The sequence below is a fragment of the Mesorhizobium sp. P2_D5 genome (assembly GCF_056404355.1).
The window spans coordinates 657,486-670,589 of record NZ_JBFUEE010000002.1 but is presented as its reverse complement, the minus strand read 5'-3'; the positions used below and the strand labels follow the sequence as shown (position 1 = coordinate 670,589).

General features: G+C 63.4%; 13 protein-coding genes. 6 read left to right on the top strand and 7 right to left on the bottom strand.

Features of this window, described 5'->3' with window-relative positions; all coding sequences use genetic code 11:
• Window positions 1–132: 132 nt before the first annotated feature.
• Both AC1DYW_RS09910 and AC1DYW_RS09905 read left to right on the top strand, forming a co-directional pair.
• Complete coding sequence (locus AC1DYW_RS09910; protein WP_477226009.1) at window positions 133–369, top strand: hypothetical protein; 237 nt, start codon at window positions 133–135, stop codon at window positions 367–369.
• A gap of 133 nt (window positions 370–502) precedes the next feature.
• A complete protein-coding gene (locus AC1DYW_RS09905; RefSeq protein WP_477226423.1) occupies window positions 503–1,615 on the top strand; it encodes a glycoside hydrolase family 25 protein in 1,113 nt (370 codons plus the stop codon).
• 17 nt (window positions 1,616–1,632) lie between these two features.
• Here the strand turns inward: AC1DYW_RS09905 and purD are convergent, their stop codons facing one another.
• Window positions 1,633–2,910 carry a phosphoribosylamine--glycine ligase gene (gene purD / locus AC1DYW_RS09900; RefSeq protein ID WP_477226008.1) on the bottom strand — a complete coding sequence of 426 codons (1,278 nt, stop codon included), beginning with the start codon at window positions 2,908–2,910 and terminating at the stop codon, window positions 1,633–1,635.
• A gap of 157 nt (window positions 2,911–3,067) precedes the next feature.
• The gene (locus AC1DYW_RS09895) at window positions 3,068–3,889 is read right to left on the bottom strand and encodes a phytanoyl-CoA dioxygenase family protein (protein WP_477226007.1); all 822 of its coding nucleotides are present in this window, start codon (window positions 3,887–3,889) and stop codon (window positions 3,068–3,070) included.
• Window positions 3,890–3,977: 88 nt separating this feature from the next.
• Between AC1DYW_RS09895 and AC1DYW_RS09890 the strand changes: the two genes are divergently transcribed.
• Both AC1DYW_RS09890 and ubiA read left to right on the top strand, forming a co-directional pair.
• The gene (locus tag AC1DYW_RS09890; RefSeq protein WP_477226006.1) at window positions 3,978–4,904 is read left to right on the top strand and encodes a LysR family transcriptional regulator; all 927 of its coding nucleotides are present in this window, start codon (window positions 3,978–3,980) and stop codon (window positions 4,902–4,904) included.
• A gap of 31 nt (window positions 4,905–4,935) precedes the next feature.
• Window positions 4,936–5,919 (top strand): 4-hydroxybenzoate octaprenyltransferase, encoded by a 984-nt coding sequence (gene ubiA / locus AC1DYW_RS09885; RefSeq protein ID WP_095091905.1) that lies wholly within the window; start codon window positions 4,936–4,938, stop codon window positions 5,917–5,919.
• 55 nt (window positions 5,920–5,974) lie between these two features.
• Here ubiA and AC1DYW_RS09880 read toward each other — a convergent pair whose 3' ends face one another.
• From AC1DYW_RS09880 to AC1DYW_RS09870, 3 genes are all read right to left on the bottom strand, one after another.
• Window positions 5,975–6,541: a DUF6101 family protein gene (locus AC1DYW_RS09880; protein ID WP_095091904.1), complete on the bottom strand. Its 567-nt coding sequence runs from the start codon at window positions 6,539–6,541 to the stop codon at window positions 5,975–5,977.
• Between the two features lie 185 nt (window positions 6,542–6,726).
• On the bottom strand, window positions 6,727–8,157 hold the full coding sequence (locus tag AC1DYW_RS09875; RefSeq protein ID WP_457152828.1) for an FAD-binding oxidoreductase: 1,431 nt from the start codon (window positions 8,155–8,157) through the stop codon (window positions 6,727–6,729).
• 8 nt (window positions 8,158–8,165) lie between these two features.
• Complete coding sequence (locus AC1DYW_RS09870; RefSeq protein WP_457152829.1) at window positions 8,166–9,146, bottom strand: L-threonylcarbamoyladenylate synthase; 981 nt, start codon at window positions 9,144–9,146, stop codon at window positions 8,166–8,168.
• A gap of 184 nt (window positions 9,147–9,330) precedes the next feature.
• Here AC1DYW_RS09870 and AC1DYW_RS09865 point away from each other — a divergent pair, with 184 nt between their 5' ends.
• Both AC1DYW_RS09865 and AC1DYW_RS09860 read left to right on the top strand, forming a co-directional pair.
• Window positions 9,331–9,858 (top strand): hypothetical protein, encoded by a 528-nt coding sequence (locus AC1DYW_RS09865; RefSeq protein ID WP_457152830.1) that lies wholly within the window; start codon window positions 9,331–9,333, stop codon window positions 9,856–9,858.
• A gap of 152 nt (window positions 9,859–10,010) precedes the next feature.
• Window positions 10,011–10,400 (top strand): hypothetical protein, encoded by a 390-nt coding sequence (locus tag AC1DYW_RS09860; protein ID WP_457152831.1) that lies wholly within the window; start codon window positions 10,011–10,013, stop codon window positions 10,398–10,400.
• A gap of 123 nt (window positions 10,401–10,523) precedes the next feature.
• Here the strand turns inward: AC1DYW_RS09860 and AC1DYW_RS09855 are convergent, their stop codons facing one another.
• Window positions 10,524–10,871: an ATPase gene (locus AC1DYW_RS09855; protein ID WP_477226005.1), complete on the bottom strand. Its 348-nt coding sequence runs from the start codon at window positions 10,869–10,871 to the stop codon at window positions 10,524–10,526.
• Between the two features lie 105 nt (window positions 10,872–10,976).
• Window positions 10,977–13,097, bottom strand: coding sequence for a glycine--tRNA ligase subunit beta (glyS, locus tag AC1DYW_RS09850; RefSeq protein ID WP_477226004.1), 2,121 nt, complete (start codon window positions 13,095–13,097; stop codon window positions 10,977–10,979).
• Window positions 13,098–13,104: the final 7 nt, after the last annotated feature.

The following is a 13,104-nucleotide window of genomic DNA, read 5'->3' as shown; positions in this document are numbered from 1 at the left end:
TCCCATCTTCTTTTTACGTAAACGTCAAACTTTGTCACGTGGATTTTGCAATCGCGCCGACACGTATTAGATTCTATCGACGCCGGATCAAGTCGACCGGCGACAGACCGAACCAACAGACCGGAACCACCCATGCTTGCGAGACCTGATGCCTATCGCTGCATCGAATGCGGCCTGCCCTATCGCGCGGCAGGGTTCTCGCACCATCAGGGCAGACTGGAAAACGGCGCCGCCTACTGGTCGGATCACGGCATATTATGCTCGCCGCAATGCTCCCTCGCACACCACCGCAAACGCGCCGCCGAGGGCACGCTGCCGCAAGAGCCGGCGCCAGACCCGTTTGAATTTCAGCCACTCATCAGACGATAGCTTTGCCGGCGCCAGCCCCGTGGAAGCACTTCCTTAACCATGACGGTCCAGGATTTGTCTTTGGTTAACGGGGATTCCCTGTTTGAAAACGCCGGCGCATCTTCTACGCCGCTCAGCGATCGCTCTCGCGGCGATGATGGCGCTGATATCAGCGGCAAAAACCTCGGATTTTTCCGAACCGTGGAAGAACGCCGACCGCGCCCTGGTCGTCGACGCCTACGAGTACAATTCCATCGACTGGGGCCAACTTGCCACCGACAAGCGGATCGTCGGCTTCATCAACAAGGCATCCGACGGATTGCCGCCACCCTATTTCTGTTTCGGCGACGACACCGAGGTGAAGTTGTGCAAGGCGCTGTGGAAACGCCACGCGGTGACGCGCGAACTGTTCCAGACACGCAAGGTGGTCGCCAAGGCGCTCGGCCTGAAATGGGGAGCCTATCACCTCGCCCGCCCCGGCAATCCGGTCGAACAGGCCAATAATTTCCTCGATTTCGCCGAACCCGCGCCTGACGACCTGCTGGCTCTCGACATCGAGGGCAATGATCCTTCGCAGTGGATGTCGCTCGAAGATGCCGAGGAGTTCGTGCGCCAGGTGCATCGGCGCATCGGCCGCTTCCCGGTGCTCTACTCCAATGGCAAGACGGCCCAGTACATTGCCGACAACAGCTACAGGTACCGGCTCTTGTCGAGGCTGCCGCTCTGGTATGCCCGCTACAAGCCCGACATCGACGTGCATTTCCCGATGGGCAACTGGCAGGGCTACGCGCTGTGGCAGTTCTCGGCGCAAGCCAATTGCGGCCGGCTCCGCTGCCCTTACAGGGTCGCCGGCACGCCCAAGGACATCGACGTCAATGTCGCGCCGACCGACGCGGCCACGCTGCGCGCGCAATGGCCTTTCGGTGGTCTCATCGACGTGCCGCCTGACTATCTCGCCTCGATACCGTTGCCGGTCTCACGCGAAGCCGGCCTCGCCGGCAATGTCACGATCACCTACGCCTCGGTGGCGGCGCCGCCGACCTTCGAGGATATGGTCGCGGCGCTGGGCACGCGCTGGACGAAGTTCCGCGACGGATTCCGCATGCCTGTCGTGAAGACCGTGCCGCAGCGGCCGACTTTCGGCATTGTCCAATATGTCGCCTGGAAGCGGACCGAACAGCGTTCGCCGTTGCAACTCGACGCCGCCTTTGCCGCCGCCGATCCGCTCAGCACCGCTTCGACCGAGATCGACCGCGGGCTGCGATAAGCAACCGTCGCAGAACTTTAATCTGCCTGCTCGCGTGCCACGGCCTGCCAGCCAATGTCGCGGCGACAGAATCCGTGCGGCCAATCGATCCGGTCGAGCGCGGCATAGGCGCGTTTCTGCGCCTCGCCGACCGTAGCGCCTGATGCCGTGACGTTGAGGACGCGGCCGCCATTGGCAACCAGCGCGCCGCCGTTTATGGCCGTGCCGGCGTGGAAGATCTGGGCGCCGTCGGCCGCCGCGTCTTCGACGCCGCGGATGACCGATCCCTTTTCCGGCGTGCCTGGATAGCCCCTGGCCGCCATGACCACGGTCAGTGCGGCCTCGTCGCGCCAGCGCACCGAAGTGTGTGCAAGCTGGCCGTCGATTGCCGCATTGAGCAGGACCAGCAGATCGTCCTTCAGCCGCATCATCAGCACCTGGCATTCCGGGTCGCCGAAACGGGTGTTGTATTCGATCAGCTTTGGCCCCTTGTCAGTGATCATCAGCCCGGCGAAGAGAATGCCGGCGAAAGGCGCGCCCAGTTCGGCCATGCCGCGCATGGTTGGCTCGATGATCTCGCGCATGGTGCGTTCGATCATCTGCGGCGTCATCACCGGGGCCGGTGAATAGGCGCCCATGCCGCCGGTGTTGGGGCCGACATCGCCGTCGCCGACGCGCTTATGGTCCTGCGCGGTGCCGAAGGGCAGCGCTGTGGTGCCGTCGCAGAGGCAGAAGAAACTCGCCTCCTCGCCAGTCATGAATTCCTCGACCACCACTTCCGCGCCTGCAGCGCCGAAGGACCCCTCGAAACAGGCATCGAGCGCTACCAGTGCTTCGTCCAGCGTCATGGCGACGGTGACGCCCTTGCCTGCCGCCAGGCCGTCGGCCTTGATGACGATCGGTGCGCCGGTCTTTTCGACATAGGCCTTGGCGGACGCCAGATCGCCAAAACGGCCATAGGCGGCGGTGGGGATGTCGTATCTGGCGCAGAGATCCTTGGTGAACCCCTTCGAGCCCTCCAGCCGGGCGGCGGCCCTGGAAGGTCCGAAGACGCGAATGCCTTGCGCACGCAGATCGTCGGCGATGCCGGCGACCAACGGCCCTTCCGGGCCAACCACGACGAGGTCGATCTTCTTGTCCTTGCAGAAGGCGGCAACGGCTGCGTGATCGGAAATGTCCAGCTTCACCAACTCGGCCTCGCCGCCGATGCCCGGATTGCCGGGAGCCGCATAGAGCTTTGTCAACAACGGCGACGCGGCGATCTTCCAGGCGAGCGCATGTTCGCGGCCGCCGGAGCCGAGAAGAAGAACGTTCATGGCCACCTCGTGATGCCTATTAACCTGCAGAGCACCCGCTATTGCTCTCTGCACGATGGGTCAAGGCATCAGGGTGCTTTGATCGGATTTGCGCACGGGAACGTTACCCCTGCCGAAAATCGGCGGCGGACACCGCCGCCGATTTTCTGGCTGCCGCTCAGCCCTGGAAGATGACCGGGAACCAGTCCTCGCGCAACCTCTGTCCCGGCTGCATGCCATGGCCGTGGTAGGGGGGCGAGGTGCGTCCCGGCCGCTCGACATAACGCGCATCGTCGCCGACCCAGCGCAGCGACAGCGCCCGGCGCCGTGCCGAGGTCATGTTGCCGCGCGCGCCATGCGCGGTCCTGAAGTCGAACAGGATGGCGTCGCCCGGTTCCATTTCCCATTCGAGCACCTTCATCGACGGGTCCTTGTCCGGGTCCGGCACCGGCAGATAGTCGCCCTCACCGGCATAGAAATTGGTGTCGTCGAGCCAGCGCACCGGCAGGATCATCTTATCCCATTTGTGCGAGCCGGCGATCAGGCGCAGCGTCGCCTCCTTCACCGGATCGATGGGAATCCAGAAGCTCACCGTCTGCCGGCCATCAACGAAGTAGTACGGGATGTCCTGGTGCCAGGGCGTCGGCTTCTGCGTGCCGGGTTCCTTGACCAGAACGTGATCGTGGAAGAACTGCGCGGTGCGCGACTGCATTACCGCCGCTGCCAGTTCGGCAGCGGGCGAATCCCGCACCACGCTGACGAATTCGGGAATGCGCTCCCAGTTGCAATAGTCATCAAAGAAACTGCCGCGGCCATTGGCGATATCAGATGCGGTGGCGCTGCGGTTCTGCATGTTGCGCTCGATGCCGGCGGCAATTGTGTCGACCCAGCCCTTGAAAGCACCGCGGATGCAAACCGCACCGTCGCGCTGGTAATCGGCGATCGTCTTTGCGTCGATGGCCTGGGCGTCGATTGTCTGGGTCTCAGTCTGGGAAGCCATCGCGTTCTCCTCTTGGAATGACCGACTATCGCAACCCGCTTTCATTCAGTAAAATAATAACTTCTCATTTGATATATAGGATCACTCTATGAATGTGACCCTCACGCAGCTGCGTTATCTGGTCGCCGTTGCGCGTCATGGCAGCGTCACCGGCGCCGCGAAAATGCTGAACGTCTCGCAGCCTTCGGTTTCGGTGGCCATTGACGCCGTCGAAAAGAATTTCGGCCAGAAGCTGTTCGTCCGCCAGCGGGGCAGCGGCGTGTCGCCGACGTCGTTCGGCCGCGCTGTCGTGGCGAAGGCAAGACAGGTTCTCACCGAAACGGACGAACTCGTCGGCCTGGGTTCAGGCAAATCGGCCGTCGGCGGCGAACTGGTGCTGGGATGTTTCGAGGACCTAGCGCCCTTCTTTGCGCCGGCCCTGATCCGCGCCTTCTCCGAACGCTATCCGGCCGTGAAAATCGTCGTTCGCGACGAGACGTTCGAAACGCTCGGGCGGCGGCTCGGCGACGCCGCCATCGATCTCGGCCTCACCTACGACCTCAGCCTGCCGACACATTTCGCCCGCATCCTACTGCGCGAGCTTCGGCCGCATGCGCTGTTGCCGGCAGGTCATGCCCTGGCGGATCGTTCCGAGGTCAGCCTTGCGGATCTGGCCGCCTATCCGCTGATCACGACAGACCAACCGCACAGCTGGCAGCACATGCTCGACCTGTTCCGCAGCCGCGGTCTCTCCCCGGTGGCGGACACAACGACGAGTTCGTTCGAACTCCAGCGCAGCATGGTCGCCAATGGCTTCGGCGTCGCCGTCAGCTACACCCGCCCGCATGGCGACCGCAGCTATGACGGCCTGCCGCTCCTCTGCAAACGGTTGTCCGATCCGCTGCCCATGCAGCGGATCCTGCTCACCTATGACACGCACCAGCGCGTTTCCAATGCGGCGCTGGCGTTCATCGAGGTCGCGAAGGATTGGTTCGCCTCTCATGACATCTTCGCGTCCGCAAGCGAGACTGCTTGACGGCCTTCCAGTCTGCTGCCAATCCAGCAGCATGGAACCGATCCAGTCGAAAGCGGCCCAGGGCCGTGTCGCCGATGCACCGAACGGCCATTGGGTCTATCGCGTGCTGCCGCGCTCGATATGGCCCTATGCGCAGCTTGCCCGGTGGGACAGGCCGATCGGCTGGCAATTGCTTTTGTGGCCTTGCTGGTGGTCGGCGGCACTTGCGGCGAGCGCCTATCCGCGTCCCGGCGATCCGCTGCTCTCGCTGCTGCCGGCGCCATTGTATCTCGTGCTTTTCCTGATCGGCGCCATCGCCATGCGCGGCGCCGGCTGCACCTACAACGACCTCGTCGACGAGGACATCGACAACAAGGTCGAGCGGACGCGGTCACGGCCGCTGCCGTCGGGCAAGACCACGCGTCGGCGGGCATGGGTGTTTCTTGTCCTGCAGGCGCTGATCGGCCTGGTGGTGCTCATCCAGTTCAACAGTTTCGCCATTCTGCTCGGCATCTGCTCGCTGGCCATCGTCGCCGTCTATCCGTTCATGAAGCGGATAACCAACTGGCCACAACTGGTTCTCGGCCTTGCTTTTTCCTGGGGTGCACTGATGGGATGGGCAGTCGAGTTCGGCGACCTCGATGGACCCGCCATCATGCTCTATATCGGCTCTATCCTGTGGGTGATCGGCTACGACACGATCTATGCGCATCAGGACAAGGAAGATGACGCCATTGTCGGCGTGCGCTCGACGGCGCGCCTGTTCGGCGACAACACCAAGTCATGGCTTGTCGGGCTCTATGGCGGCACGCTTGTGTGCTTCGCCATCGCCTTCGCGTCGGCTCAGGCTCCAGTGGTGGCGCTGGCCGGGCTGATCGCCGCCGGCGCCCATATGGCCCGGCAGATCGCCGTACTGGATATCGACAATCCGGACCAGTGCCTGCGGCTGTTCCGTTCGAACAACCAGGTCGGCTGGCTGATCTTCCTTGGCCTGATCGGCGGCGCAGTGTGGGTGGCATTGAAGCCGCTGGTTTAGCGGCTTTCTTCCTTCTCACCCCACAGGGGAGAAGGAAGAACGCGCCAAGCTCTTTCTACTCCCGCGAAATAATCTCCTGGCCGTCGATGACCAGCCTGAGACCGAGATCGCCGGCCCTGCGGCGGGCGAGGAAGCGCGGGCGGCGCATGTGCGAAACGCGGCCCTTGCGACGATCCTGCGGCGGCAGCGTCTTGATGGCGGCGCCGAGCGATTCTTCCAGGGTACGGGCAACGCCGTCCGACTCGATCAAGAGCATCGGCAGACGGTAGGCGTCGGCCCAGGCGCGCCAGTCGGCGGCGACATCTTCGAGATCATCGGCCACCAGCAGCGGCACCGACAGCATCGGATCGTTGTGCAGGAGTTCCAGCGTCACCGTAACATTGCCGTCCGGATCCTCCATCGCACGGGCGGCGACGCCGCGAAACGCATTGGCTGGCAGCGCGATGATCGCCGGCAAACCGCTCATCTCGAGCATGCGGCGGATCACTGCGCCCCGCTTGTCGATGGTAAAGGTCACGTCGCCGTAGTCGTCGCGTGTGGCGTAGCTCACCACTTGCGGCAGGCGGAATGGGTCGAGACGCATGTTGCGTCCGGCCCAGACTGGCTTCAGTCCGGTGTTCATAGAGTGCCTTCCTGTCTGTCTCCTGAGAGCCGGTGTCCGGTTCTCTCCGGGCCGGTTTTTCCAGCCTCGTTTGTGAGCAGACAGTAGCGTGGGCTCCTTACCGCCCCGCTTAAGAAAGTCGGTTAAATTTTGCTGATCTGCGGGATGGTTATCGGAATGCCACCAGCCACAAGATGCCGAAAGGATCAGATAACCTTACCGGGATTCATGATGCCGGCTGGGTCGAAGGCAGCCTTCACCCGGCGCATCAGGTCGATCGCCATCGGTGCCGCTGTGGCGATCAGTTCGTCCCGCTTCAACTGGCCGATGCCATGCTCGGCCGAGATCGAACCGTGCAGGCTGCGCACCACGTCATGCACGGCCTTGTTCATCGTATGATAGAGAGCGAGAAACGCCTCGTCGTCGCCGTCGACGGGCCGCGAGATGTTATAGTGCAGATTGCCGTCACCCATATGGCCGAAGCAGACCACGCGGGCGCCGGCACTCACCGACGCCACCGCGCCGGCGGCCTCCTCGATGAAGCGCGGGATCGAAGCGATCGGCACCGAAATGTCGTGCTTGATCGAAGCGCCCTCCGGCTTCTGCGCCTCGGGCAGCAGCTCGCGGAAGTTCCAGAAGGCATCGCCCTGCCCAAGACTTGCGGCAATGACTGCGTCGCCGACGAACTCCTGTTCGAGACCAGTCGAGAGCACCTCCTCGATCAATGCCCGCGAATCCTCCGATGAGCGGCCGGACGAAATCTGCATCAGCACATACCACGGCCAATCTTCGACCAGCGGCCGCACCACGCCCTGGGTATGCGCCAGGGTGAAGTCGTACGGGCGCTTGCCGATCAGTTCGAAGGCGGTGAGCGCTGCTCCGGCGCGGTCCATCGCCAGGCTGAACAGGGAGAGCGCTGCTTGCGGCGATGACAGGCCAACGAAAGCCACCTCGCGCCCTTTCGGCTTCGGGAACAGCTTGAGCACGGCGGCTGTGATGACGCCTAGCGTGCCCTCGGCGCCGACGAACAGGTTCTTCAGGTCGTAGCCGGTGTTGTCCTTCTTCAGCTTGCGCAAATCGTCGAACACCTCGCCGGTCGGCAGCACCACTTCAACCCCAAGGCAGAGTTCGCGCGCATTGCCATAGGCAAGCACGCCGGTGCCGCCGGCATTGGACGACAGGTTGCCGCCGATCTGGCAGGAGCCCTGCGCGGCCAGCGACAGCGGAAACAGCCGGTCGACGCTATCAGCCGCTTCCTGCAGCGTCTGCAGGATGACGCCGGCTTCGACCGTCACCGTGTTGGACAAGACATCGATCTCGCGGATGCGGTTCAGCCGCGACAGCGACAGCACGATCTCGCGGCCGGATCTATCCGGCACCTGGGCGCCGACCAGTCCGGTGTTGCCACTTTGCGGCACGACTGGCGTTCCCGTCTCGGTTGCCAGCCGCATGATCTGGCTGACTTCCTCAACGCTGCCCGGCCGCAGCACCAGCGACGTCGCGCCATGCCAGAGCCCGCGTCGCTCCGTGAGGTAAGGCGCGATATCCTGCTCGTCGCGCAACGCGTATTTGTCACCGACGATCGCCGCGAAGCGATCGATGAGAGCGGGATCGAGTTTCTCTGATACTTCGGTCATGGGGAAAACTACGTTGCTGCCAAGATGTTGTCACGAGGGGCGGCGGCGCGCGAGAGCCGATCGTTGATCGCCTCGCCAAGCCCGTCGAAGGGAACAGGCTCAACGGCGATAATCCGTGCGCCGCTGCTGTCGAGTACCTGCATATGAGCGAAAAGATTGCTCGCCGCTTCGCGCAGGTCGCCTGTCTCGGACAGGTTGACGAACGCGGCGGCATGTCGCCAGCCTTCGGCTCGCTGGCTGCCGAAGCCGAGCAGGGCTTCGCCCTCACCAACTGTTCCGGCGTTGAGCCGCATCGCGGCGTCAGGCGCATAGTGCGAGGCAAGCATGCCCGGTGCCTCGACGCCGGCGGCGCCGCCGCGCAAGAGCCCCATGCCGATGGCCGCCTCGATGTCTTCGGCGGCAATGCCGCCAGGCCGGAGCAGCCGCAATCTTTCCCCTTCGGCCTTGACGATGGTCGATTCCAGCCCGACTGGCGTCGCCCCGCCATCGACCACCAGCTTTATGCGTGCGCCGAGATCCGCCGCCACCGCTTGCGCCGTGGTCGCGCTGATCTTGCCGGATGAATTGGCGCTGGGCGCGGCAAGCGGCCGGCCAAGCCGGGCGATGAGCTCGCCGCCAAAGCCTCTTGGCATGCGCAAGGCAATCGTATCGAGCCCGGCCGTGACCAGCGGGTGGATGCCGTTGCCGGGCCGCTGCGGCAGCACCAGCGTCAGCGGACCCGGCCAGAACGCAAGCGCCAGTTTCTTCGACAGCGGATCAAACAGCGCTATGCGCTCGGCCATCGCCATGTCGGCGACATGGGCAATCAGCGGGTTGAAGCGGGGCCGCCCCTTGGCTTCGAAAATGCGCGCCACGCCGATGCCGTTGGTGGCGTCGCCGGCAAGCCCGTAGACGGTTTCGGTCGGGATGGCGACGACGTCGCCGTCCCGGAGCAGCGCCAGCGCCCGCTCCAGCGCCTCGCTGACGGCAAGTATTTCAGCCACTCTCATCACCTCGCAGATGACGGCTGCGTAGTACGATGGCGGCTGTTGGGCAAGTCGGCTGTTGCGACAAGTCGCTGTCGGGCAATCTGGGCATTGGCGATTTATCAATCGCTAAAATGCTACGTTCACGCGAAAGCCGGCATCAATTCCGGCCCGCTACTGTGCGGCTTCTGGGCAAAGGGGAGCGATCATGGTGTCTGTGCGTATGCTGCTGGGTATTGTCGTTGTGGTGGCGGCCGGCGGGGCACAGGCCTCGTCGCTGGTTTTCCCCGGCGTGCCCTCTTCGACGCCATCCATCATCAAGCTCGATGCCGCCAAACCCCTGAAGACCGCCGAAACCGCCAAGGCCAGCAATGTGCAATCGGTGGTGGGGCTCGGCGAAGCGCAGCCCGACGTCACTTATGAAAAGGTGTCGGCGATCACGGACAAGCCGGAGGCCAGGCGTGGGTTTGAGCAGAACCCGATGGTCATTCGCGGCGGGATCGTCGGTCCGGCCTTCTCGGCGCCGGCGCCAAGCGCCGCCTCGGCGAAAGCCGAAGCACCAGAGACGGGCACCGCGCCGGCGACAGGTACTGCGCCGGCGACAGGTACTGCGCCGGCAACGGCTACAGCCTCCGCCGCGCCTGCGGGAGACGCCGGGACAAACTCGGCCTCGCCGCCGAAAGCACCCGCACGAGCAACAACCCAGCCCGCTCGCGGGGTCAGCAAAGCCAATTAGAGGCTGGACCGCGACTTGACGGCGGTCTGGCGCCCAGCGCACCATTTGCAGGCAGACCCGTCGCGGTTCTTCGCCGCCGGGTGCCACTGTCCGAATTTCGTCAAGCGGCCATGGTAGACGGGTTTTTGTCATTTGGGGTAAGGGGGCTGATCATGAGAAAATTCAAAATTGTTACTGCGGCCGGGCTTCTGCTGGCGTCCTTGTTTGGCGCCGGCGCGGCCCAAGCCGATGACATGCTGGGATCCTATGTCGCGCGCATTTCCGATCGGGATCATCAGGCGAGTGACGGCTATGCACTGGAGACTGCCGCGCAGATGGTACGGCAGGACCGCGCCAACTGGCACAAATTCCACCGTCGCGACCGCGACGACGAGGGTGATGGCTGGTTCAGGACCAACGACCAGCGCGCCGATTTGCAGCGCATGCTGGAGCGCTCCGGCGCGATGAGCTCCTCGACCAAGCGCGCCATCGTCAATGGCGAGCCGCTGATCCAGGTCGACGTCTACGAAAACAGCGTGCGTGTCAGCATTCTGGAAGACTGACCCGTCAGCTTCCGGGAAGCCTGACCCAGTCAGCTTCCGGGAAGACTGATAGGTCCGCATCTGACAGAAAAGGCGGCGCGTCAGCGCCGCCCTTTCATCAATCAATAGATCGGCGGCCTAAAATCAGGCGGCTTCTTCCTTGTCTTCGCCTTCTTCGGACTCGTCGTCTTCGGATTCGTCTTCTTCGGATTTCTCGTCGTCGCCTTCAGCCTTCACGCTGTCATCGGCGTCGTCTTCGTCCTCATCGTCTTCGTCTTCTTCGTCTTCATCATCATCGGAGAGCGTGGCGGCTTCGGCGTCGTCAGACTCTTCGCCTTCTTCATCGTCGCCGTCTTCGTCTTCATCCGACAGATCGGCCGCTTCGACCGTGGCGGCGGCAGCGTGATCGAGGGCGGTTTCGGAAGCGGATTCAAGCGCCTCGGCGGGAGCCGGGGTTTCTTCTGTCACTTCGATTTCGTGATCGGAATTCATGGAAGCCTCCGTGGGTTGGGGAACATGTCCCATTTGCCACGGAGAGATCATCGTCATATGACTGTAAGCCGGCTCGAAGGGCCCATCTTCAGAATATTTCAGGCCTCAACCCGCGATTTTCGAGAAGTCGGCGACCTGACCGGTGGCCGCCCGGATGCGGGCGAGGAGCGCCAGGCGGTTGGCGCGCACGGCCTCGTCCTCATCATTCACGAGAACATGCTCAAAGAATGAATCAACCGGTTCGCGCAACACGCTAAGCGCCAGCAGGGCATCGGAAAAGTCTTCGTTTTGAATCGCTTCGCCGGCTTGCTTCTCAGCTTGATTCACCGCCGCAAACAGCGATTTCTCAGCATCCTCGCGAAACAGCGCCGGCTCAACAGTCTTGGCGACCACCGTTTTCTTCTTCTCCTCGGCAGCCAGGATGTTGGCCGCACGCTTGGCGCCGGCGAGCAGATTCCTGCCGTCCTCGGTGTCGAGGAAAGAACCAAGCGCCTCGACACGGCGCACGATCTGCAGCAGGTCGTCCGACTGCGGTGTGATGACGGCGTCGATCAGATCATGCCGCGCACCCTGGTCACGGAGGTAGACTTTGAGGCGATCGTGGAAGAAGGCGAGGAGGTCGGAAACCCTCCCCACGATGGGTGCCAGCGCCAGTCGAATATCATTTTCGATCAATATTCTAACCACCCCGAGCGCTGCCCGACGCAACGCATAGGGGTCCTTCGATCCCGTCGGCTTTTCGTCGATGGCCCAGAAGCCGATAAGCGTATCCAGCTTGTCGGCTAGCGCGACAGCGACCGATACCGGATCGCTCGGCACACGGTCGGAAGGACCTTGCGGCTTGTAGTGTTCTTCCGCCGCCGCGGCGACCGAAGCATGCTCGCCCTGCAGCAGCGCGTATTTGCGGCCCATGGCGCCTTGCAGTTCGGGAAATTCGCCGACGACTTCGGTGGTGAGATCGGCCTTCGCCAGGACAGCGGCGCGGCGCGCCAGCACAAAATCGGCGCCGACGATCGGCGCCAATTCCTCGGCAAGCCGGGCAATCCGCTCCACCCGCTCACCTTGCGTGCCGAGCTTGGCGTGGAAGGTGACGCCGAGATGATCGAGGCGCGCCATGCGCTGGTCGAGCGGCTTCTTCAGATCGAGCCCGAATTTTTCCGCCGATGCCGCGAGCTCACCTAGATCCGGCAAATCGCCCTGGTCGGTCGTCCAGAAATAGAGCGCGTCGGACAGACGGGCGCGCACCACCTTGCCGTTGCCGTGGGCGATCTCCTTGCCCCCATCCTTGGCCTCGATGTTGGCGGTGAGGATGAAGCGATTGGAAAGACCCTCGGCAGCACCCTGCGGCCGCGTGACAAAGCATTTCTGGTTGGCGCGGATGGTCAACCGGATCACTTCGGCCGGAATGGCCAGGAAAGCCTCCTCGAACTCGCCCATCAGCACGACCGGCCATTCGACCAGCCCTGAGACTTCCTCCAGCAGCCCTTCGTCCTCGACCAGATCGAGCCCGTTGGCGAAGGCGAGATTGCGTGCGTCGGCAAGGATGATCTCCTTGCGCCGGTCGGCGTCGAGCACGACCTTGGCCGCCTCCAGCTTTGAGACATAGTCGTCGAAGCGGCGCACCGTAATGGCGCCAGGCGCATGGAAGCGGTGGCCATAGGTGATGTTGCCCGAACGGATGCCGTCGATCTCGAAATCGACCACCACCGGTTCCTCGGTCTCCGGGCCAAAAGTGCACAGGATCGATTGCAGCGGGCGCACCCAGCGCAGCGAACCGGGCTTGGTCGAGGCCGGCCCCCAACGCATCGATTTCGGCCAGGGGAAGCCGCGGATGATGCCCGGCACCAGCTCGGCGATGATCTCCTCCGATGCCCTGCCCGGCTTCGAGATGTGGGCGACGTAGAAATCGCCCTTCTTCGGGTCGGAATGGACATGCGCCTCGGCGATCGACGAAAGCCCGGCCTTGCGCAGGAAACCCTGGACTGCCTGTTCGGGCGCCGTCGTAGACGGTCCCTTGATCTCCTCGCTTATATCCTTCGAGCGCGCGGTCAGGCCCCTGATATCGACCGCCAGACGCCGCGGGGTCCAGTACTCGCGCGCCGCCTCATAGGTCAGGCCTGCCTCGACCAGACCATCGGTCAGCATCTTCCTGAGATCACCCGCCGCCTTACGCTGCATGCGCGCGGGGATTTCCTCTGAGCGAAGTTCTAGAAGCAGGTCAGGCATGGATGAG

Bases quoted from the DNA above. Each gene is read 5' to 3' on its own strand.
- AC1DYW_RS09910 (WP_477226009.1), top strand. From the start codon at position 133: ATGCTTGCGAGACCTGATGCCTATCGCTGCATCGAATGCGGCCTGCCC.
- AC1DYW_RS09905 (WP_477226423.1), top strand. From the start codon at position 503: ATGATGGCGCTGATATCAGCGGCAAAAACCTCGGATTTTTCCGAACCG.
- purD (WP_477226008.1), bottom strand. From the start codon at position 2,910: ATGAACGTTCTTCTTCTCGGCTCCGGCGGCCGCGAACATGCGCTCGCC.
- AC1DYW_RS09895 (WP_477226007.1), bottom strand. From the start codon at position 3,889: ATGGCTTCCCAGACTGAGACCCAGACAATCGACGCCCAGGCCATCGAC.
- AC1DYW_RS09890 (WP_477226006.1), top strand. From the start codon at position 3,978: ATGAATGTGACCCTCACGCAGCTGCGTTATCTGGTCGCCGTTGCGCGT.
- ubiA (WP_095091905.1), top strand. From the start codon at position 4,936: ATGGAACCGATCCAGTCGAAAGCGGCCCAGGGCCGTGTCGCCGATGCA.
- AC1DYW_RS09880 (WP_095091904.1), bottom strand. From the start codon at position 6,541: ATGAACACCGGACTGAAGCCAGTCTGGGCCGGACGCAACATGCGTCTC.
- AC1DYW_RS09875 (WP_457152828.1), bottom strand. From the start codon at position 8,157: ATGACCGAAGTATCAGAGAAACTCGATCCCGCTCTCATCGATCGCTTC.
- AC1DYW_RS09870 (WP_457152829.1), bottom strand. From the start codon at position 9,146: ATGAGAGTGGCTGAAATACTTGCCGTCAGCGAGGCGCTGGAGCGGGCG.
- AC1DYW_RS09865 (WP_457152830.1), top strand. From the start codon at position 9,331: ATGGTGTCTGTGCGTATGCTGCTGGGTATTGTCGTTGTGGTGGCGGCC.
- AC1DYW_RS09860 (WP_457152831.1), top strand. From the start codon at position 10,011: ATGAGAAAATTCAAAATTGTTACTGCGGCCGGGCTTCTGCTGGCGTCC.
- AC1DYW_RS09855 (WP_477226005.1), bottom strand. From the start codon at position 10,871: ATGAATTCCGATCACGAAATCGAAGTGACAGAAGAAACCCCGGCTCCC.
- glyS (WP_477226004.1), bottom strand. From the start codon at position 13,097: ATGCCTGACCTGCTTCTAGAACTTCGCTCAGAGGAAATCCCCGCGCGC.